General features: G+C 42.6%; 18 protein-coding genes. 14 read left to right on the top strand and 4 right to left on the bottom strand.

Annotation, left to right across the window (positions count from 1 at the left end; translation table 11 throughout):
* Nucleotides 1–17: 17 nt before the first annotated feature.
* From ispF to argH, 5 genes are all read left to right on the top strand, one after another.
* Entirely contained in the window at nucleotides 18–503 is a 486-nt protein-coding gene (gene ispF / locus H6G96_RS10485) for a 2-C-methyl-D-erythritol 2,4-cyclodiphosphate synthase (RefSeq protein WP_190911398.1), read from the top strand.
* Between the two features lie 62 nt (nucleotides 504–565).
* Entirely contained in the window at nucleotides 566–2,362 is a 1,797-nt protein-coding gene (locus H6G96_RS10480; RefSeq protein WP_190911397.1) for an ABC transporter substrate-binding protein, read from the top strand.
* A gap of 66 nt (nucleotides 2,363–2,428) precedes the next feature.
* Nucleotides 2,429–3,217, top strand: a complete 789-nt coding sequence (larB, locus tag H6G96_RS10475) for a nickel pincer cofactor biosynthesis protein LarB (protein ID WP_190911396.1) — start codon at nucleotides 2,429–2,431, stop codon at nucleotides 3,215–3,217.
* A gap of 107 nt (nucleotides 3,218–3,324) precedes the next feature.
* Complete coding sequence (locus H6G96_RS10470) at nucleotides 3,325–3,534, top strand: hypothetical protein (protein ID WP_190734203.1); 210 nt, start codon at nucleotides 3,325–3,327, stop codon at nucleotides 3,532–3,534.
* 100 nt (nucleotides 3,535–3,634) lie between these two features.
* Nucleotides 3,635–5,020 carry an argininosuccinate lyase gene (argH, locus tag H6G96_RS10465; RefSeq protein WP_190911395.1) on the top strand — a complete coding sequence of 462 codons (1,386 nt, stop codon included), beginning with the start codon at nucleotides 3,635–3,637 and terminating at the stop codon, nucleotides 5,018–5,020.
* Nucleotides 5,021–5,135: 115 nt separating this feature from the next.
* On the opposite strand, the gene H6G96_RS10460 is transcribed toward argH, so the two are convergent.
* A complete protein-coding gene (locus H6G96_RS10460) occupies nucleotides 5,136–5,300 on the bottom strand; it encodes a hypothetical protein (protein WP_167407613.1) in 165 nt (54 codons plus the stop codon).
* A gap of 636 nt (nucleotides 5,301–5,936) precedes the next feature.
* On the opposite strand from H6G96_RS10460, the gene H6G96_RS10455 reads away from it, so the two are divergent.
* Both H6G96_RS10455 and H6G96_RS10450 read left to right on the top strand, forming a co-directional pair.
* Nucleotides 5,937–6,431 (top strand): NUDIX hydrolase, encoded by a 495-nt coding sequence (locus H6G96_RS10455; protein WP_190911394.1) that lies wholly within the window; start codon nucleotides 5,937–5,939, stop codon nucleotides 6,429–6,431.
* 209 nt (nucleotides 6,432–6,640) lie between these two features.
* Nucleotides 6,641–7,483 (top strand): alpha/beta hydrolase, encoded by an 843-nt coding sequence (locus H6G96_RS10450; protein ID WP_190911393.1) that lies wholly within the window; start codon nucleotides 6,641–6,643, stop codon nucleotides 7,481–7,483.
* A gap of 25 nt (nucleotides 7,484–7,508) precedes the next feature.
* Here H6G96_RS10450 and H6G96_RS10445 read toward each other — a convergent pair whose 3' ends face one another.
* On the bottom strand, nucleotides 7,509–8,315 hold the full coding sequence (locus tag H6G96_RS10445; RefSeq protein ID WP_242063234.1) for a pantothenate kinase: 807 nt from the start codon (nucleotides 8,313–8,315) through the stop codon (nucleotides 7,509–7,511).
* Nucleotides 8,316–8,486: 171 nt separating this feature from the next.
* Between H6G96_RS10445 and H6G96_RS10440 the strand changes: the two genes are divergently transcribed.
* From H6G96_RS10440 to H6G96_RS10415, 5 genes are all read left to right on the top strand, one after another.
* Complete coding sequence (locus tag H6G96_RS10440) at nucleotides 8,487–10,211, top strand: diflavin flavoprotein (protein ID WP_190911391.1); 1,725 nt, start codon at nucleotides 8,487–8,489, stop codon at nucleotides 10,209–10,211.
* 164 nt (nucleotides 10,212–10,375) lie between these two features.
* Nucleotides 10,376–12,088, top strand: coding sequence for a diflavin flavoprotein (locus tag H6G96_RS10435; protein ID WP_190911390.1), 1,713 nt, complete (start codon nucleotides 10,376–10,378; stop codon nucleotides 12,086–12,088).
* A gap of 339 nt (nucleotides 12,089–12,427) precedes the next feature.
* Nucleotides 12,428–12,889 (top strand): GNAT family N-acetyltransferase, encoded by a 462-nt coding sequence (locus tag H6G96_RS10430; RefSeq protein ID WP_242063233.1) that lies wholly within the window; start codon nucleotides 12,428–12,430, stop codon nucleotides 12,887–12,889.
* A 138-nt stretch (nucleotides 12,890–13,027) separates the two neighbouring features.
* Complete coding sequence (locus tag H6G96_RS10420) at nucleotides 13,028–13,270, top strand: hypothetical protein (protein ID WP_190911388.1); 243 nt, start codon at nucleotides 13,028–13,030, stop codon at nucleotides 13,268–13,270.
* A gap of 65 nt (nucleotides 13,271–13,335) precedes the next feature.
* On the top strand, nucleotides 13,336–13,725 hold the full coding sequence (locus tag H6G96_RS10415) for a DUF4440 domain-containing protein (protein WP_190911387.1): 390 nt from the start codon (nucleotides 13,336–13,338) through the stop codon (nucleotides 13,723–13,725).
* 150 nt (nucleotides 13,726–13,875) lie between these two features.
* Here H6G96_RS10415 and H6G96_RS10410 read toward each other — a convergent pair whose 3' ends face one another.
* Complete coding sequence (locus H6G96_RS10410; RefSeq protein ID WP_190911386.1) at nucleotides 13,876–14,202, bottom strand: RNA-binding protein; 327 nt, start codon at nucleotides 14,200–14,202, stop codon at nucleotides 13,876–13,878.
* 245 nt (nucleotides 14,203–14,447) lie between these two features.
* Complete coding sequence (locus H6G96_RS10405; protein ID WP_190911385.1) at nucleotides 14,448–14,987, bottom strand: phycobiliprotein lyase; 540 nt, start codon at nucleotides 14,985–14,987, stop codon at nucleotides 14,448–14,450.
* 594 nt (nucleotides 14,988–15,581) lie between these two features.
* Here H6G96_RS10405 and H6G96_RS10400 point away from each other — a divergent pair.
* The gene (locus tag H6G96_RS10400) at nucleotides 15,582–17,168 is read left to right on the top strand and encodes an efflux RND transporter periplasmic adaptor subunit (RefSeq protein WP_242063232.1); all 1,587 of its coding nucleotides are present in this window, start codon (nucleotides 15,582–15,584) and stop codon (nucleotides 17,166–17,168) included.
* A 68-nt stretch (nucleotides 17,169–17,236) separates the two neighbouring features.
* A complete protein-coding gene (locus tag H6G96_RS10395; protein WP_190911384.1) occupies nucleotides 17,237–20,530 on the top strand; it encodes an efflux RND transporter permease subunit in 3,294 nt (1,097 codons plus the stop codon).
* The last annotated feature ends 106 nt before the right edge of the window (nucleotides 20,531–20,636 follow it).

Below are 20,636 nucleotides of genomic sequence, written 5' to 3'. Positions count from 1 at the left end.
CTAATAACTAAGGGCTAATGACTAAAATTCGTATTGGTAACGGTTACGATATTCACCAATTAGTGAGCGATCGCGCTTTGATTTTAGGTGGAATTCAAATTCCCCATGAACTGGGTTTATTAGGACACAGTGACGCTGATGTGCTGACTCACGCGATTATGGATGCCATACTTGGGGCATTATCTTTAGGGGATATTGGTCATTATTTTCCGCCTAGCGATCCCAAATGGGCGGGAGCAGATAGTTTAGTACTATTAAATCAAATACATCAACTGATTCGGGATCAAGGTTGGCAGGTGGGAAATATTGACTCAGTAGTAGTAGCAGAACGTCCAAAATTAAAACCGCATATTAACAATATGCGCGACAAACTAGCGGCGGTTTTAGAATTAGAATCGAATCAAATTGGCATTAAAGCTACTACCAATGAAAAATTAGGCCCAGTTGGACGCGAGGAAGGTATATGTGCTTATGCTGTTGTCTTGCTAGTTGCTTCAGAATAACTTTCTTTTAGCCCCTGATAAAGATATTAAAGACTGATTAGGATGGAAATAAATTTGAAATTATGAAATTTTTTAGCAAAATAATATTTATGGCAATTAAACGTATTTGGTTGCCATTAATCTTAACTTCAACAATAGCACTTACACTTGCCGCCTGCAACCCATCTAACTTCAAAAGTGCAGCTGCTCAAGTGCCGCAAATCGTCACCGCAGTTTTGAGCGAACCTGCAACTTTTAATTATGCTCTAAATGAGTCAGCATATAGTGTTTTTGGTTTTCTCTACGACTCTTTGATTAATGAGAATCCTCTAACCACAAAACTAGAACCGGCTTTAGCAGAAGCCTGGGAATTTTCTGAAGATGGTCAGCGGATTGTAATTACCCTAAGAGAAGGAATTAAGTGGTCAGATGGTCAGCCAATGACTGCTGATGATATTGTCTTTACTTATAACGAAATTTACCTTAATCCTAAAATACCAACCTCTCTTAAAGATGCTTTAAAAGTTGGCGATAAAGGCACTTTGCCAAAGGTGAAAAAAATTGATGAGCGTCGGGTCGAATTTAGCATACAAGAACCGTTTGCTCCTTTTTTAAGATATGTAGGTGGTATTCCAATTATGCCAGCCCATGCTTTACAAGAAGGAATTCGTACAACTGGAACTGACGGGAATCCTAAGTTTCTCTCAATGTGGGGAACAGGCACTGATCCGAAACAAATTGTTGGTAATGGCCCGTATGTCATGGAAAGTTACGTTTCCAGCCAGCGAGTTATATTTCGGCGTAATCCATACTATTGGCGCAAAGATGCTCAGGGTAATCCTCAGCCTTACATTGAGCGCATTGTTTGGCAAATTATTGAATCTACTGAAAACCAGTTGATTAGTTTTCGTTCTGGTCAGTTAGATGATTTAGAAGTCGCTCCTGAAGGTTTTAGTTTGCTGAAGCGAGAAGAAAAACGGGCAAATTTTGAAATTTATAACGGTGGACCAGATACAAGTACGACTTTTATTGCTTTCAATCTGAGTAAAGCTAAGAATTCTCAGGGTAAACCTTTCGTAGACCCAATTAAATCTAAGTGGTTTAACAAAAAGGAATTCAGACAGGCTATAGCCTATGCACTCGACCGCGAAACCATGAAAACAAATGCTTTTCGAGGATTGGGTGAACTGCAAAATTCATTTGTTTATGTCAAAAGTCCCTACTTTCTTCCTCCAGAAAAAGGATTAAAGGTATATAATTACGAACCAGATAAATCTAAGAAATTACTGTTACAAGCTGGGTTTAAATATAATGCTCAAAATCAGCTTGTAGATGCTGATGGTAACAGAGTCAGATTTACACTTTTAACGAATTCGGAAAGAAAAGTTAGAGGAGATATGGCGTCTCAAATCAGACGGGATCTCGCTAAGATTGGGATTCAAGTAGATTTGCAAATTCTCAGCTTCAATTCCTATCTAGAAAAACTCAAGGTTACCCAGAATTGGGATTGTTACCTGGGAGGATTTGCTGGAGGCGGTATTGAACCCCACAGCGCTAGCAATATCTGGAGAGTTGCCGGTGCATCCCACGCATTTAATTTGGGGCCACAACCAGGAGATCCACCTATAATTGGCTGGGAAGTTTCTGACTGGGAAAAGGAAATTGACAGCCTTTACATTAAAGGCGCACAGGTATTGGATGAAAACAAGCGCAAAGAAATTTATTATGAATATCAGCGCATCGCCTCAGAACAGTTGCCGTTTATTCATTTAGTAGAGAGGTTGAATCTGCAAGCAGTGCGCGATCGCTTCCAAGGAATTAAATATACTGCTCTTGGTGGCCCATTCTGGAACCTCTATGAACTAAGAGTAACCGATTAGGCATTGGATATTGGGCATTAGTTATTCACAAAGGACAAATGACAAATGACAAAGGACAAATGACCCATGACCGATGAAAAAACCTTGCGATCGCTACTCGTTGCGGTTGCCAATGGTAAAGTTACGCCAGATACGGCATTAGACTCACTCAAAGACTTAACTTATGAATCCGTGGGTGAGTTTGCCAAAATCGACCATCATCGCCAGCTAAGAACTGGTTTCCCAGAGGTAATTTGGGGCCCTGGTAAGACTCCCGATCAAATTGCTCAAATTATGGAAGTGATGCGCCTCCGCAACCCAGTGGTGATGGCAACTCGCATTGAACCAGCAGTTTATACTGTACTGGAATCAAAAGTTAGCGGTTTGCGATATTACGAATCGGCGCGAATTTGTGCGATCGCTCCCCTTACCATCGAACCACAATTCCAAGGTGAAATTGGCATTCTTTCTGCTGGTACGGCCGATTTACCCGTTGCTGAAGAAGCAGCTATCACAGCTGAACTTTCTGGTTTTCGGGTACAGCGTCTCTGGGATGTTGGTGTTGCTGGAATTCACCGCTTATTAAGTAACCGCCACCTGATTGAATCAGCATCAGTATTGATCGTCGTGGCGGGGATGGAAGGCGCTTTACCCAGCGTTGTCGCTGGTTTAGCAAGTTGTCCTGTGATTGCCGTACCCACCAGCATCGGTTATGGCGCAAGTTTTGGCGGTCTAGCACCTTTATTGACAATGCTTAACTCTTGTGCTGCGGGAGTAGGCGTAGTAAATATCGATAATGGTTTTGGTGCAGCAGTGTTAGCGGGGCAAATTTTGCGAACTGCCGAGAAATTGCGGTTGGCATCGGCTGGATCTTGAGTTAAGACATTAAAGTTATAGCCAATATTTCAGTAGATTATCAGTAATTTATGTGAAAAATAAACTGATACTGAGATTTGCCACCCCCAACCTCTTAATTACCAAATATGAGCCATTACAGCGATTTGATATCTCAGTTATATTGGCATTTGCCTGTAAATTTGACGGCACTAGTAGCGCAAACAATTACTGACCCAGACCTTATGGGTCAGATGCAAAAATTTTGGAACCATTTTATACGAACAGGTCAAGTGTGGCCATTGTTGATTGGTTTAGTCATTGGCTATATGATTCGGAATTTAACTAGCTACGGTTAAATTTAAAAGTTAGGAGTTGAAAGTGAGGAGTGAGGAGTTATGAGTTTTTAACTCCTCACTCCTCACTCTTAACTATCCCCCCACTCCCCTCATAATATTTATGACCAAAGAACAAACTTGGAGCCAGAGGTTTGAATCAGCATTGCATCCAGCGATCGCTCGTTTTAATGCCAGTATAGGTTTTGATATTGAATTAATAGAATATGACCTGACTGGTTCTCAAGCTCATGCCAAAATGCTTGCTCACACGGGCATTATCTCTCCAGAAGAAGGTGAGCAACTGGTTGCAGGTTTAGAACAAATCCGTCAAGAGCATCGACAGGGAAAATTTCAGCCTGGTATTGATGCTGAAGATGTACATTTCGCAGTTGAACGACGACTAACAGAAATTGTCGGCGATGTGGGTAAAAAGGTGCATACGGCGCGATCGCGTAATGACCAAGTTGGTACTGACACTAGACTCTATCTCCGCGACCAAATCCAACAAATTAAAAGGGAATTGCGAGAATTTCAAGGGGTTTTACTGGATATTGCCGAAAAGCACGTTGAAACCCTGATTCCTGGCTATACTCACCTACAACGCGCCCAACCTCTAAGTTTAGCTCACCATCTCTTGGCATACTTTCAAATGGCACAACGCGACTGGGAACGTTTAGGAGATGTTTCTCGCCGCGTGAATATCTCACCTTTAGGATGTGGTGCTTTAGCCGGAACTACTTTCCCTATTGACCGCCACTACACAGCTAAACTCTTGGATTTTGACGATATTTATGCTAACAGCCTTGATGGAGTGAGCGATCGCGATTTTGCGATCGAATTCTTGTGTGCTGCTAGCTTGATTATGGTTCACCTCAGCCGCCTTGCAGAAGAAGTCATTCTTTGGTCATCTGAAGAATTTCGCTTTGTCACCCTCAAAGATAGCTGTGCCACAGGTTCCAGTATCATGCCCCAAAAGAAAAACCCCGATGTACCAGAACTCGTGCGCGGGAAAACGGGGCGTGTATTCGGTCATCTCCAGGCGATGTTAGTGATTATGAAAGGGCTACCCCTGGCATATAACAAAGACCTGCAAGAAGATAAAGAAGGTCTATTTGATAGCGTTAATACAATCAAAGCCTCTCTAGAAGCGATGACAATTTTACTCAGAGAAGGTTTAGAATTTCGTACCCAGCGATTAGCAGAAGCTGTAACAGAAGATTTTTCCAACGCTACCGATGTAGCAGATTATCTGGCAGCACGGGGCGTTCCCTTTCGGGAAGCTTACAACCTTGTGGGTAAGGTGGTAAAAACTAGTATTGCCGCAGGTAAACTCCTGAAAGATTTGGAATTGGAAGAGTGGCAACAACTACATCCGGCATTTGCAGCAGATATTTATGAGGCGATATCCCCCCGTCAAGTTGTAGCAGCCCGCAACAGTTACGGTGGTACCGGCTTTGTACAGGTTAACAAAGCACTCATAGCCGCCCGCGCTCAAATGGATCAATAGAGGGAGTAGGGAATGGGGAAGCTAGGGAGAAGGCCCGATGCCCAATGCCCTAAATAAATAAGGGCGTACAAATGTGCGCCCTAAAAAATAAATAACAAGGATTTAAGCAGACAGCTTATTCAGTGTCAGCTGCTGCTGCTCCTTCTTCTTCTTCACTCTTTGGTGGTCTTTGTTGGAACCTTCTCTGCATTCTTCCTGTCGTAGTTCGTTTACGAAACTTTCTGGCATACGCCTGGTTCCGTAGCGCCTTTTCTTTTTTCGGGTTACGGCGCTTGGCCATGTTCACCTCATTAATAAACAACAAAAAAGTAGCAACTAGGCATCACATAGGCAATATCAGCTACCAATATTATTGATATACTTGTAACCTAGTGCAGCAATAAATACGCTTTAAACAGTGTACTAGTCTACCGCATTTAACCTTGTTCTGTCAATAATATTTTAGAATTATTCCTACCAGGTAGAGGGAAAATACTTTTTATAAGATTCAAATTGCTCAAACAGATGTAAATTAGCTAACTAGTTGTTATTCTTGGAACAAACTAATCAAGATTATCAATAATTAGATGGCTGTCTCAAACTCCGCTTATTTTATCTTCTAAATTTTGGATTCTAACTTATCATTCAGATTATTTTTTTTAATGTGTGCTGAAAAACTATTAGTACTAGCTGCTTTGGGCAAGGCTAATGTTAGTTATAAACTGAAAAACTTTCTGAACTAACAAATTTTATGTATACAGTAATACAGTGCTTCTATTAAAACTTGATGTTAGAATTAAAAATATTCTACGTAAATCGTGAGAATAAAATCTCAATCCACAAACATTATTGTATAAAAAAACTCAGTGAAAGTTTCCTTAGTTGAGTTTATGTAAGTGGTAGAGAACTAGGGAATACAATACAGAAATTTTAAAGATTGAACGTTATTGCTTTTTTTCCGGCAGCTGTCCAGTCCACACGTAGCTTATGGCGTATTGGACAAACAGTATTGGGTATCATATTTCGTCATCCCATTACTGGCACTAGTATCATCCCAATTTTACCTGATGGTCGGATAGTACTGATCCGGCGACGTGATGATGGCCTTTGGGCATTGCCTGGAGGCATGGTCGATTGGGGAGAAGATATTCCCAACACAGTCCGCCGGGAATTGATCGAGGAAACTGGGCTAAAATTAGTAAAAATTAACCGTTTGGTAGGAGTTTACTCCGCACCAGACCGCGATCCCAGAATCCATTCAATTTGTATTGTGGTTGAAGCTGAGGTGCATGGGACAATGGAGATTCAAGATACTTTAGAAGTCATGGAAATCCAAGCTTTCTCTCCGAATTTGCTACCTTCAGAACAGATGTCTCATGACCATACTCGGCAGTTGCAAGACTACTTGAATGGCTTGACAACACTGGCATAACAATATTTTATTATTAGTCATTTGTCCTTTGTCATTGGTCATCGGTTCTTTGTTATTTGCCGCCAAAATTCTAGCCTCTCTTCTCTACGAAAAGCTACGCGCACAACTCAGGCTTCTCTGTTTAAAATAAATTTTTCCAAAACAAATGACAAAGGACAAATGACCAATCACTATTTATTATGGTGCTTAAAGTTAACAACTAAATTAAAATGGATACACTATTCCGTAACTCTCGGATAAAGCTCTCTCAAGGGCTGATATTCTGGCGTGAAGTCGGTGAAAAAACTCCTATAATTTTTTTACATGGTGCTTGGAATGAGAGCAGTCAATGGTTATCTGTGATGGAGTCCCTTGTACAAGATTTCCATTGCTTCGCACTTGATTTATTAGGGTTTGGTGAGTCAGAGAATCCGAATATCCACCATTCGATAGATTTACAAGTAGAGTGTTTGGCTGAATTCTTGCAAGCTGTCAAGCTAGAAAAAGTATATTTAGTAGGGCATTCTCTTGGGGGTTGGGTTGCTGCTAGCTATGCTTTAAAGTATCCAGAGAAAGTTGATGGTGTGATACTTTTAGCACCAGAGGGCGTAGAAATCCAAGGGCAAGAAGAGTATTGTCAGAAGATGCGGCGATTACTGAGCTATCCACCGCTAATGGTTAAATTGTTGCGATCGCTCACTCCTTTAACTAAAATCTTAGGTTTGCATGAAAAAATTGCACAAGACTTGCAGCTGCGTCAATCGCTATTGCCGTATCCTATAGGTTGCCAATTACTTTTCAAAAGGCGACAAGCAGAAATTGAAGCGGAACTAGTGCAAAAGCGCCTTTACATGATAGATGTGCCGGTTTTTATTTTACAAGGTGGCCAAGATACACCAGATGCTTTAGCCAAGAGTCGGGTTTATGCTCAACTAATGCCGAAAGTTGAGTTGAAAATGATTTCTCATGCCGGAAACGACTTACCAGAAGCTTGTGCTGGGGTTGTAGCAATCGAGATTCGGGAGTTTATTCAAGGTATTTTAAAAAATCATAATTTCAACGAATTAAACTAGCTCTTTGCAGTGAGAATTCGGATTCCTATTCCTTATGCTCCATTACTATTTCCCGCATTCCCCAAAAAACTAAATTTGGTTCTACAATTAAATGTTCTGCAACTTCAGGATATAAGGTTTGTAGATAGTTCAGTAATAAAGTGCGATCGCCCCCTTTCATCGCAATTTTTCCATCAGGAAACAACTTCCACCACGCTTCAATAAAATCTTTAATTCCAGCTAATATTGTATAAATAACTCCACTTTGAATAGCTTCTATAGTATTGAGAGCAAAACGTGGTGGTACAGAGGGAAAACCTTGCACTTCTACTAATGGTAATTGCCCTGTTTGTTGATCGAGAGTTGCAAATTGCAAGCCTAATCCCGGCAAAATTGCACCTCCAATTAGACACTCATTAGCATCCGCAGCCGTAAAAGTTAGCGCTGTCCCAGCATCAATTACCAACATTGGAAAACCCCAAGTTTTCCCCGCACCCCACAAAGCTAAAGCGCGGTCAATTCCTAATGTAGGATAAACACCTTTGAGGGATACTTGATCTAAGGTAATAACGCGAGTATTTGGGTAAGTTTGCCAAATGGCAGTTTGGCTGGGAACTACGGAGGCGACGAGGAGGGGAGGGGAGGATGAGGAAGTATTTTCTCTGCTAATTTTCTGATGGGGTGGAGAAATTGCTAGTAGTAAATGATCTAGGGTTTGACATTTAGCTAACTGTTGTATGACAGACTCAGCTATATGGTCAGTATCCCAAGCTAAGTAAAGCGTCTTGCTAATAAACAACGCCCAATGTAGCCGAGAGTTCCCAATTTCCAAAGCTAGCCAAACTTCTCCCATCCTCCTCATCTCCCTCATCTCCCTCATCTCCCTCATTCCCCCAACCCGTCTGCGGTTTCACACTTTTAACTTTTTTAAGTCAGTCATAGGTTTTTTAATAAAAATTAACATTCATCCCGTGTCACAATAAACCTAGAGGAACAAATACTCATTGTGTTAAGGAGGGGAGTTATGGTAGCGCTCACCGAAAAAACTGAAAAACGGCTCACCATACAGACTGTGGAAATCGCTCAAGAGACGACGGCTATTCGCTCTTTAGATTGGGATCGCGATCGCTTCGATATTGAGTTTGGTCTGCAAAATGGTACCACCTATAACTCGTTTCTCATCCGTGGGGAGCAGACAGCCTTAGTTGATACCTCCCACGAAAAGTTTCGTCAACTATACTTCGATACGCTCACCGGATTAATTAAGCCAACAGATATTGATTATTTGATTATCAGCCACACCGAGCCAGACCATAGCGGTTTAGTTAAAGATTTGCTGCAAATGGCTCCAGAAATAACCGTTGTTGGCTCTAAGGTAGCAATTCAGTTTCTTGAGGATTTCGTACATCAGCCATTCAAAAGGCGGATTGTAAAAAATGGCGATCGCTTAGATTTGGGCAATGGCCATGAATTTGAATTCGTGATTGCCCCAAATTTACATTGGCCAGATACTATTTTCAGCTTCGACCATAAAACCAAAACTCTTTACACCTGCGATGCTTTTGGGTTGCATTATTGCTCAGATAGCACCTTTGATGAAGACTTGGCAGCTATCGAAGAAGACTTTCATTACTACTACGATTGCTTGATGGGGCCGAATGCCCGGTCAGTTTTGTCTGCCCTGAAGCGGATGGCGGAACTCAAAACTATCAGTATGATTGCCACAGGACACGGCCCATTACTATCTCACAATGTTGAGGAACTAGTTGGACGTTACCGCACTTGGAGCCAAACCCAAGTCAAGCCAGAAACGGCGGTTGGAATATTTTACGTTTCAGAATACGGATATAGCGATCGCCTCGCTCAAGCAATTGCTAACGGCATTGGTAAAACTGGTGTCGCTGTGGAAATTGTCGATTTGGGTTCTGAAGTCGATTTGCAAGAACTGCGGGAATTAGTCAGCCGTTGTGCTGGGCTAATCGTTGGTCTACCTCCGGCTTCTGGCGCTGCTAGCATCCGAGCTGCACTCAGCACAGTTTTAGGATCTGCCAAAGAAAAGCAAGCTATCGGCGTGTTTGAAACTGGCGGTGGCGATGATGAGCCAATAGATCCTTTGCTGAGTAAATTCCGCAATTTGGGTTTGACAACAGTTTTTCCAGCGATTCGGATTAAAGAAACACCCACAGAAAATACTTACAAGCTTTGTGAAGAAGCGGGTACTGACTTAGGGCAATGGGTAACACGCGATCGCAGTATCAAAGCCATGAAATCCCTTGGTGCTGACTTAGATAAAGCATTAGGTAGACTCAGCGGCGGACTGTATATCATCACTGCTAAAAAAGGTGATGTATCCAGTGCGATGCTAGCCTCGTGGGTTGCTCAAGCCAGCTTCAAACCCTTGGGATTTTCCATTGCAGTAGCCAAAGATCGGGCAATTGAATCACTTATGCAAGTAGGCGATCGCTTTGTTCTCAATGTCTTAGAAGAAGGCAATTTCCAACCACTAATGAAGCATTTCTTGAAACGGTTCGCCCCTGGTGCAAATCGCTTTGAAGGAGTGAGAACCCAGCCAGCCGAAAATGGTGCGCCAATCCTCAATGATGCCCTCGCCTACATGGAGTGCGAAGTCGTCAGTAGAATGGACTGTGGCGACCATTGGGCAGTATACAGCACCGTTTATGCCGGACGAGTTTCTAAACCAGATGCTTTGACTGCTGTGCATCACCGCAAAGTTGGTAATCATTACTAAAAAGTTAGAAGTTATGAGTTAGAAGTTAGAAGTTAAAATTAGGAGTTGTAAAGACGAGTTTAACAAAAAATATCGTCTGCACAACGGAAGTTAAAAGATTTAGATTAACGACTTTCTTCAACTCATAACTCCTAACTCCTAACTCCTAATTTATTGTTTCAGCCATGTCAAAAAATAAACCCCGCGATGTTCAAGTTTATCCAATAGCTACGGATACAAGAATACTGCGATCGCGCAGTTGGTCAAGGCTCAGATTTGAAATTGAATACGCTCTTGCTAAGGGTACAACTGCTAATTCTTATTTAATCGAAAGCGAGAAAAGTGCCATCATCGACCCTCCAGGGGAAACGTTTACGGAAATTTATTTAAAAGCTTTACAGCAGCGTTTCCATCTTGACGAGTTAGATTATGTAATTTTGGGACACGTAAATCCTAACCGCGCTGCAACTTTAAAGGCTTTATTAAAAATTGCTCCGCAAATCACCTTTGTTTGCTCAAATCCAGGGGCGATTAATTTACGTAGTGCGCTGGAAAACCCAGATTTGCAAATTCTTGTGATGCGCGGCGAAGAAACCCTAGATTTAGGCAATGGGCATAATTTACAATTTATCCCCACCCCTAATCCCCGCTATGCAGATCAACTTTGCACATACGACCCCCAAACAGAAATTCTGTACTCAGATAAGTTATTTGGGGCCCATGTTTGTGGAGATCAGGTATTTGATGAAGGCTGGGAAATATATAACGAGGATCGGCGCTATTATTTTGATTGCCTCATGGCTCCCCACGCCCGTCAAGTTGAAACAGCGCTGGATAAACTAGCTGATTTCCCCGTGAGAATGTATGCTACTGGACACGGGCCTTTGGTACGCTATGGCTTGATCGACCTGACTAAAGCTTATCGCCAATGGAGTAAGCAGCAAACATCTGCCGACTTGACAGTAGCGTTGATTTATGCATCAGCTTATGGAAATACGGCAACATTAGCCCAAGCGATCGCTCGTGGCATTACAAAAGCTGGTGTCGCTGTAGAATCGATTAACTGCGAATTTACTGAACCAGAAGAAATCCGGGCGGCTGTGGAAAAAGCCGGTGGTTTCGTCATCGGTTCTCCTACCCTTGGTGGTCATGCACCCACACCCGTGCAAACAGCTTTAGGAATTGTCTTATCCACCGCGACCAACAATAAGCTTGCTGGTGTTTTTGGTTCCTTTGGCTGGAGTGGGGAAGCGGTTGATTTAATTGAGGGCAAATTGAAAGATGCTGGTTATCGGTTTGGTTTTGACACCATCCGCGTAAAATTCAAACCCGACGATGCCACCTTACAATTGTGTGAAGAAGCCGGAACCGACTTTGCTCAAGCCCTGAAGAAAGCTAGAAAAGTGCGCTCGCCAAGTCAACCTGCAACAACTGTAGAACAAGCAGTTGGTCGGATTGTCGGTTCTCTTTGTGTTCTTACTGCAAAAGAAGGCGATCGCTCCAGTGCCATGTTAGCCTCTTGGGTATCTCAAGCTAGCTTTAGTCCTCCTGGTTTAACCATAGCTGTAGCTAAAGACCGCGCAGTAGAAACACTCACACACTCAGGAAATAAATTTGTCCTTAACATTCTTAAAGAAGGCAATCATTTGGGATTGATGAAGCACTTTCTCAAACCATTCGGCCCAGGACAAGATCGATTTGCCGATGTCGCTGCCGAAGAAGCTGAAAATGGTTCTCCCATACTTACCGATGCTTTAGCATATCTTGAATGTTCCGTACAAAATCGGATGGAATCTGGCGACCATTGGCTAGTTTATGCCACTGTCGAGAATGGCAAATTGTTAGATAGTGATGGCGTTACAGCCGTACATCATCGCAAATCAGCAACTCATTATTAGACATCTTGTACTTGTTTCAGCAATTTTTTAGGGCGTTCTTTCATAAAATGTTATCCAGATAAGGATTTACAATAGGTTTGTACTAATGTGAAGCAGTCGCTTCAAAATTTTGATGCCAATCCGGTTTCGGTTTCACCCAGAAAAAGCTGTTGAAGCCGCAGCCCTACTTTTAAACCTGCAAGCATTGGTAGCCCAATTCTGAAAGGATCTTGTTTGATGGCTGTTCTTATACAGATTCAGCAGGGTGGTTTAGTCTCTAGGCGGTTGAAGAATAGGTATAAAACTACTCTTAAAGCTTTCTTGGGAATACCGTAAGATGTTGAACGTAAATTCTAAATTATGTCAATTTTTATGATTAGAGAATGGTTGCAAGGGGAGTATTCAATCACCACAGATGTTAATCAGCTAGATGTGAACGTTATACACCAGTTTCTTGCAAGTTCTTACTGGGCAAAAGGATTGCCGCTTGAGGTTTTACAGAGATCCATTCAAAATTCCCTTATATTTGGTTTATATAAAGGCAAACAACAAATTGGCTTTGCCCGCTTAATAACGGATCATGCCACATTTGCCTATGTTGCTGATGTGTTTGTTTTAGAGCCTTTTCGGGAGCAAGGTTTAGGCAAGTGGCTGATGGAAACGATTATTTCCTATCCTGAATTGCAGGGCTTGCGCCGATGGTTGCTAGCAACAAAAGATGCACATGAGTTGTACAGACGATTCGGATTTACTGAACTTAACAATTCAGACAGCTTTATGGAGAAGTGGAGTCCAGATGTTTATCAGCAGACAGGTAATTGACCTCAATCCAAAAAAGCGTAGTGAAAGCGATCGCATGATGCTGCTTGGATAAAATTATCATGATTTCTTTCACTGAGCGTTCCAATGCTATCCGTATCATCAGCGCCCGTCTCGCTACTCGAAGGGAACGTGAAGATTATGAACGAAATGCCTTTTGAAAAATCCCAAAATTCTGATGATGAGCTTCAGGCTGAATATAGCTTTGATTATCAAAAGGCAAAGCTTAATCGCTTTGCTGCCCGTAGTGGAAAGCAACAATTGACAGTTGTGGTTTTAGATGAAGATGTGGCTCAGGTTTTTACCACACCAGAATCGGTCAACAAAGTGTTAAGGGCGTTGATTGAGTCAATGCCACAAGCAGCAAACGGCGAAACAGCCTAAAAATCCTGTTGCATCAGGCGGTTGTAAGCCATCTTATCGAAGGCATAATCAACTCCAGCAAGTAGATGAAAGCAAACTATTTAGAGGAATCGCTTTTCCGTGAGTTGGAGGAGCGTTTGCTTCAACCGGATGTACGAAAGTCAGCTAGAGATGTCATGGACTTACTTGCTGACGAGTTTATTGAGTTCGGAAGCTCAGGGCGTGTTTTCGATAAACAGCAAATTATCAACAGCTTGCAGAATGAACGGATCGAACCCCTGACTCAAAGATCGATAACAGAATTCCAAACCTTAGTTTTAGCAACAGGGATTGTTTTAGTAACCTACCGTGTAGTCAGACATATATCTGGCGAACAACCTGTTAATTCGCTGCGAAGTTCCATCTGGAAATTTAACAATGCTCAATGGAAAATGATCTTTCATCAGGGCACTCTGGTTGTAGAATCACAGAAGTGAGGGAGCATCCAAATGCAAGCAAATTCACCAAAATCCTTACTTGTCATTCTATTGAGTACTATTCACGAGTAAAGTTTTGCATAAAAAAGGCTCAAGCATTACTGCCTGAGCCTTTTCTAGATTCAACTAAATGACTTTCGCCTATCTAGTTTAGTAGCGACCACCACCGCCACCGCCACGGTTATAGCCGCCGCCACCACCACGATTACCACCACCGAAGGAACCACCTCGGTCTTCTCTGGGCTTTGCCTTATTCACTTTAAGGTCACGGCCCAGCCATTCAGCACCATCAAGTGCTTCAATAGCTTTGGTTTCTTCATCTTCTGAACTCATTTCCACGAAAGCAAAGCCGCGTAAACGGCCTGTTTCACGGTCAGTAGGTAGCTGAACACGCTTTACAGCACCATATTCTGCAAATACAGCACTCAGCGCATCTTGTGTAACTTCATAGGAGAGGTTACCAACGTAAATTGACATCAAATGTCTCCAAAATCATATAGTTTGTAGAGATTTAGATTTCGGAGAGAAGTCTGTAATACCAAAAGGAAAAAGCCTGTCAATACTAAAAACAAACACTGTCGCCGAATTAATTCTCATTTCACTTCCCATGATGACATAGCAACTAACTTTCTGGGGGAAATTTTCAAAACTGTTATAAAAAGTTATATAGGAGTTCGTTTTGATTTTGAAAGTATTTGCGTAGAAAGGGAGTGGGGAAGAAACTAATCTATTCTCTTTTCTAAATATTGCCCAATCATCAACTGTTCACCAGCACGAGAGATGATCGTCTGCCTGGTGCGGTATTTGCTGCCAATTAGCTTTAACTCTTCCTCAAAGACTGAACCGTTGTATTCAGTTCGCAAACACAGTGTTTTTGGGTTGGAGAAATAATACTGGGCGGTGACTGGTTTGGATATGGCAAAACCGCGATCGCGATACAAAATGTTTCCCATCACTCCAAATATTGTTGAGCCTTGCGACTCTTTCTTTGTCTTGGACACATCCGTACTTTCCCATACAACTGCTGCACCACAGATTAAACTACCTGTATCAGGCAAATCGTGCATCTGAGCTAGCTTTTGCAGTTCATCACAGCCTTGCTCTAGAAAATTGATCGTAACTATACTTTCTATCTCTTTAGTTTCTCCCTCCGGTAGAGTGTAGTAGCGTCGTTGCGATCGCCACTTACCTCCTGATTCCCGAAAAAATTCGGAAATCTGGGATTCATCAGTGGATTGTACGATTTTGAGCAATGATGTCATGCCTTACCTTCCTCACCTAACGCAAATATATTTCTAGTAAAAAACTTCATTCTTGCTGTTGTTATGGTACTTATCGCCCTGTTTCTTGCATATTACGCAAGGAGCGTAAGAAAAATAGTGTTTTCCAATAAATTATAAAGCTAAAAAGTAATAAATCTTTAATATTCTTAATAAAATCAATTAAATAAACTTTTACAAGTACTAGTATTTGTACTAAGATAAAAATAAATATGTAAAAATAAGGACAGCTATTGTAATATCGCGGATTTTATGATATAGAGCAAAAAAATTTCATATCTTTAGGAAAAGCCAGATTTCTCCTATGGGTAGATTTCAGAAAACTGACAAATCTTTATACTAAGTTTATAATTTATTATCTGCAAGAAGATTATCTACCTCTGCGTAAGAAGTAGAGCGGTGAGAAATTTTGGAATTTTGTGGGAAAACAGTAATTTTCTGATACAGAAAATTACTGTTAGACAGCTTATGAATTCTCGCCGTTTTTGTTAATGATATTTCTCAGAATTACTTGATAAAACACGGCTGTTTAACCCCAAAAGCTCCCCAATAAGAGAAAAATAAATGATTTTGGATATGAATAGGCCGCACGAACAGGTGAAAAAGACAGATCCGATAGTTGCCAAACAGCTCATTAATATCCAGATAGATTCAGTTGTGAAGACTGAGGTAGTAATGCCTGCGGTGGTCACTGAGCTTTGTCAAAGTGCGGACTGCGCCAACGCAGATTTGAAAAGTAGACTTCTTGCAAACAGCACTAGTGCAACAAATGGAAAAGGGAAAGGAGAAAATTACTTTTTTTCCTCCACTTCTGTAAGACGTTTATTAATTCCCTGTTTGGTAGGTATAGGACTGCTGACGGCAAGTTGCGGATCACTGCCCAAAGAATCAGCCAAAGCACAATCTCAGCAACCTGGTAGTAGAGAACGCGGTGGTGCAACACCTGTAGATGTGGCGATCGCTCGAACTGACTTGCTGCAAAAATCACCAGAATATACAGGTAATACAACACCGTTTCGGATTGTATCATTGCGATCGCAGGTGGAAGCCCGGTTGTTGGCTTTGAACTTAGATGTGGGCGATACGGTAAAGCTTGGGCAGAACGTTGGGCAGTTAGATGATGCCATACTTATGACCGAATTAAAGCAAGCAGAAGCAGAACTAGCAGCCCTAAAATCAGAAGTAGCTAGGGCAACCAATCAGGTAAGCAATGCCCGTGCAGACGTTGAGCGGGCGCGGCTAGAAGTGGTGCAAGCTCAGGCAGACTCACAACGGCAACAGAATCTATTCAAAGCCGGAGCGATCGCTGAACAAACTGCCCAGCAAGCACGTACCCAGGCAAAAACAGCAGCACAGGCACTACGGGCAGCCCAAGAGCAGATGCGTACTGAACAGCAAGCCGTCGCTGCCGCCCAAGGTAGAGTACTGGCCCAGCAGGCATTGGTTGCTCAAACCAAAGAGCGCAGGTCTTACGCCCAACTGACATCCCCCATCAATGGCATAGTCACAGAAAAAGTGACAGAACCTGGCAACCTTCTGCAAGCAGGTAGCGAAGTCTTGAAAATCGGCGATTTTAACCGTGTCAAAGTCGTAGTGCAAGTTTCCGAATTAGAACTGGCACAAATTCAGGTTGGGCAATCTGTACAAGTCCGCTTAGACGCCTTCCCCAACGAAACATTAATTGGCAGAGTTACGCGCATTTCTCCAGCTGCCGATGCTACAGCTCGCTTAATACCAGTAGAAGTAGTGATTCCCAACACTCAAGGGAAAATTGGTAGTGGACTGCTGGCGCGAGTCAATTTTGAAAACCAGACACAACAACGCGTAGTCGTGCCACAAACAGCTATTCAAAAACAAGCAGGCGCTAAGAACTCCAAGGGTACAGGGGAGACGCAAACAAATGTACAGCAGTCTTCCCCACCTAACACATCTGGGATGGCAGAAGCAAAGTCACAAGACCGAAGTGGGGAAATATTTGTCGTCCAAGACACAGAAGGCAAAACCAAAGTAACAGCACGAGCCGTAATGTTGGGAAAAAGAGCTGATGCGAGAGTGGAAATTTTATCCGGTTTGCAAGCGGGAGAGCGTTATGTTGTTCGTAGTGGTAAGCCGTTAAAAGAAGGTGACACTGTAAGTCTTTCAATTCTTTCAGAAAAGCAATAGTAGGGTGAGTAGTAACCACCATACCAAGGAAAAAAGTACTTAGTAGTCAGCACTTATCACTTAGTATCATGCAACAGGCGAACAATAATAATGGCAATAGCGGATTTAGTCTTAGTGCGATCGCTATCCGCCAGCACATTGGCACACTCATGCTCACCGTGGCAGTAGTTGTCATTGGCGTATTTTTTCTCACAACGATCCAAGTCGATCTCCTACCGGCAATTACCTATCCAAGAATTGGGGTTCGGCTAGAAGCTCCTGGTATTTCACCAGAAGTAGCAGTGGATGAAATCACCAGGCCGTTAGAAGAAGCTTTAAGGGCAACAGAGAATGTAGTACAAGTTTTTTCCCGCACCCGTGAGGGACAAGTCAGCCTCGATTTATACTTCCAACCAGGGGGCGATATTGACCAAGCCTTAAACGATGCTACTGCTGCTTTTAACCGAAATCGAGGACAACTCCCAGATACGATAGAGGAACCGCGTCTATTCAAAGTCGATCCTTCCCAATTGCCAGTTTATGAATTGGCATTGACATCTGCCTCTTTGCCAGGTAAAGATTTACGCGTATTTGCTGATGAAGAGTTAACGCGTGAACTCAGTGTCGTGCCGGGAGTCGCTTCAGTCGATGTATCTGGCGGTGCTGAGGAAGAAGTACGAGTACTTGTTGACTTAAACCGATTGCAAGCTTTGGGTGTCGGGTTAAATGATGTTTTAGATGAATTAACAGCCCGTAACCAAGATACTTCTGGTGGCCGGATTCTGGGGCAAACTTCCGAGCCATTGACTCGGACTGTAGGACGCTTCCAAAATGCCAGAGAAATTGAAAACCTTTCTTTGGAAGTTTCTTCTCCTGCTAGTGCTAATACCACTAATAGTAGTAGTAATACCACTAGCACTACCACTACTACCCCTGCACCTTCCCGCCGCGTCTACTTGCGAGACTTTGCTGAGGTAATTGATGATACTGAAGACCAGCGACTATTTGTTTACCTGAATCGTCAGCCTGCTGTGAAATTTTCAATTCAAAAGCAGCCTGAAGCGAACACAATTACCGTTGTAGACGCTGTGAAGCGGCGAATTGAACAATTACGACAATCGGGTTTAATTCCAGCAGATATGACTTTGAGTCCCACTACAGATGAATCTGTTTTCATCCGTAACTCTTTAAATGATGTCATCTTTTCAGGGCTTTCTGGAGCATTGTTAGCAGCAGCAGCAGTGTTGTTATTTTTGGGATCATTCAGACAAACATTGATTATCAGTTTGACGATTCCGTTGTGTACTCTAACAGCGATCGCTCTGATGAAAATCTTTGGCTTGACTTTGAATGTGTTTAGTTTAGCAGGTCTGACATTAGGAGTCGGTCAAGCAATTGATACATCGGTTGTGATTTTGGAGAACATTTCCGAAAAAACAGGGATGACTCCCAATCAGAAAGAGATGGAGGGAGAGGGGCAGAGGAGAAATTCAAAATTCTTTATTGACAGTGCCATTAATGCTTCCCAAGAAGTAGAATCTGCTTTAGTTGCTGCTACAGGTGCTAACTTAGTTTCTGTAGTGCCATTCCTCTTAATTGGCGGCTTTATTGCACTGCTATTTAATGAACTGATTCTGACAATTAGCTTCGCAGTTGCAGCATCCCTTGTCGTCGCAATCACAGTAGTGCCGATGCTATCTTCTCGACTCTTGGGAATTCGCTGGTCTAGTCGGATTAGTGAATTTTGGTTGCTTAGACAGTTTAATCACCGATTTGAAGATGCTACACGAGGATACAGTAATTTCTTAACCAAGGTTTTACGCTATCGGCTCCTTGTCGTTATCGCTGCTTTGTTAATTTTAGGCGGCGGCACTTTCTTTATGTTTGGTCAAATTCCCCAAGAAATTTTACCCCGCATCAGTACTGGTCAAGCTACCTTGAGAGCGCAGTTTCCTCCTGGTACACCTTTAGCAACTTCTGAGAAAGTTATGCAAATTGTCGATGACATTTTGCTCAAACAACCAGAAACCGAGTCTGCTTTCACAACTGTGGGTGGTTCTTTGTTTGGTAGCAGTACTACAGAAAATCCTTTACGTGCCAGCAGCACCATCAATCTAAAATCAGGCACAGATGTAGAAGCTTTCGTCAAAAAAGTAACTCAGGAATTTAACAAACTCAACTTAGCAGGAATTCTGTTGCGCCTCAACCCTGGTCAGGTGCGGGGTTTAATTTTGAGTAATTCTCCAGTGCAAGGATCAGACGTTGACGTGATTCTGCAAGGTGAGAATGAAGAAAACTTAACGCAAGCAGGGGCACAAGTGCTGCAAGCATTGCAAGAAAGGGCAAAATTAGCGACATTCCGACCAGATGCCGACCCCCGGCAACCGGAAATACAAATTCGCCCCGACTGGGAAAGAGTTTCGGCTTTAGGGTTGAGCGCTCAACAAATTGGTGCAACAGTTCAAACAGCAATTGAAGGTTCAGTTCCCACGCAAATTCAACGCGGTAATCGTTTAGTTGATGTGCGGGTGCAGCTAAATAAAGAAGCAATTGCGCGTCCTTCCCAGCTAGAACAATTACCGCTATTTACAGAAAACAATCAACTAATCCGTCTTTCGGATGTTGCGAACATTCAAGAAGGTCAAGCGCCTGGTGAGGTGCAACGGATTAATCAGCGCCAAGCTTTTATTGTGGCAGGCAATCTGAGTGAGGGAGCTAGTCTTGGTGAAGCGATCGCAGAAGTCAACCAGGTACTCCAAGATGTAAACTTACCTGATGGCGTTTCAATTGTGCCTAGTTCTGCCCAAGAAACTAATCAACAACTTCAGGATGCTTTAAAAACTTTGGGAGCGTTGGCAGTGTTCCTAATCTTTGTAGTCATGGCGGTGCAATACAATTCGCTCATTGACCCGTTGGTAATTATCTTCACCGTACCACTGGCATTAGCTGGGGGAATTTTTGGACTTTACATTACCCAAACTGCGATCGGCGCGACTGTAATTGTTGGTGTCGTCTTGCTGGTGGGAATTGTGGTAAACGCAGGGATTCTAATGGTAGAACTGGCGAACCAAATTCGGGATGAAATTGGTTGTACTCGCCAAATTGCCATTATGAAAGCTGCCCCTCAACGCTTGCGCCCAATTATCATGACTACAGTCACCACTATCTTGGGACTGTTTCCTTTGGCATTGGGCATTGGCGAAGGTTCTGAGTTTTTGCAGCCTTTAGGGATTGTAGTTTTCTTTGGAATGGCGATCGCTACAATGCTGACATTGTTTATCATTCCCTGTTTTTATATTCTGCTGCACGATTTGCTAGGTGGAAATTGGGCGAAGCCAGTGTTAATCCGGTTGCGTGGATTTTCCAAGAAACTTATCAGCTAATGAGCCTTTAAGTTGCATAAAACCAGGTATTTTAATAGGGAGGTACATTTGTACGCCCCTACTATTAACGTAAGTTCGATAAACCTCTCCCTGCCTTGAACTTTCG

The organism is Nostoc sp. FACHB-892, assembly GCF_014698795.1.
GTDB lineage: Bacteria > Cyanobacteriota > Cyanobacteriia > Cyanobacteriales > Nostocaceae > Nostoc.
The sequence above is the reverse complement of the archived record's forward strand: the minus strand, read 5'-3'. Positions and strand labels throughout refer to the sequence as shown.

Coding starts and splice junctions, on each gene's coding strand:
- ispF (WP_190911398.1), top strand. CDS start 18: ATGACTAAAATTCGTATTGGTAACGGTTACGATATTCACCAATTAGTG.
- H6G96_RS10480 (WP_190911397.1), top strand. CDS start 566: ATGAAATTTTTTAGCAAAATAATATTTATGGCAATTAAACGTATTTGG.
- larB (WP_190911396.1), top strand. CDS start 2,429: ATGACCGATGAAAAAACCTTGCGATCGCTACTCGTTGCGGTTGCCAAT.
- H6G96_RS10470 (WP_190734203.1), top strand. CDS start 3,325: ATGAGCCATTACAGCGATTTGATATCTCAGTTATATTGGCATTTGCCT.
- argH (WP_190911395.1), top strand. CDS start 3,635: ATGACCAAAGAACAAACTTGGAGCCAGAGGTTTGAATCAGCATTGCAT.
- H6G96_RS10460 (WP_167407613.1), bottom strand. CDS start 5,300: ATGGCCAAGCGCCGTAACCCGAAAAAAGAAAAGGCGCTACGGAACCAG.
- H6G96_RS10450 (WP_190911393.1), top strand. CDS start 6,641: ATGGATACACTATTCCGTAACTCTCGGATAAAGCTCTCTCAAGGGCTG.
- H6G96_RS10445 (WP_242063234.1), bottom strand. CDS start 8,315: ATGGGAGAAGTTTGGCTAGCTTTGGAAATTGGGAACTCTCGGCTACAT.
- H6G96_RS10440 (WP_190911391.1), top strand. CDS start 8,487: ATGGTAGCGCTCACCGAAAAAACTGAAAAACGGCTCACCATACAGACT.
- H6G96_RS10435 (WP_190911390.1), top strand. CDS start 10,376: ATGTCAAAAAATAAACCCCGCGATGTTCAAGTTTATCCAATAGCTACG.
- H6G96_RS10430 (WP_242063233.1), top strand. CDS start 12,428: ATGTCAATTTTTATGATTAGAGAATGGTTGCAAGGGGAGTATTCAATC.
- H6G96_RS10420 (WP_190911388.1), top strand. CDS start 13,028: ATGAACGAAATGCCTTTTGAAAAATCCCAAAATTCTGATGATGAGCTT.
- H6G96_RS10415 (WP_190911387.1), top strand. CDS start 13,336: ATGAAAGCAAACTATTTAGAGGAATCGCTTTTCCGTGAGTTGGAGGAG.
- H6G96_RS10410 (WP_190911386.1), bottom strand. CDS start 14,202: ATGTCAATTTACGTTGGTAACCTCTCCTATGAAGTTACACAAGATGCG.
- H6G96_RS10405 (WP_190911385.1), bottom strand. CDS start 14,987: ATGACATCATTGCTCAAAATCGTACAATCCACTGATGAATCCCAGATT.
- H6G96_RS10400 (WP_242063232.1), top strand. CDS start 15,582: ATGAATAGGCCGCACGAACAGGTGAAAAAGACAGATCCGATAGTTGCC.
- H6G96_RS10395 (WP_190911384.1), top strand. CDS start 17,237: ATGCAACAGGCGAACAATAATAATGGCAATAGCGGATTTAGTCTTAGT.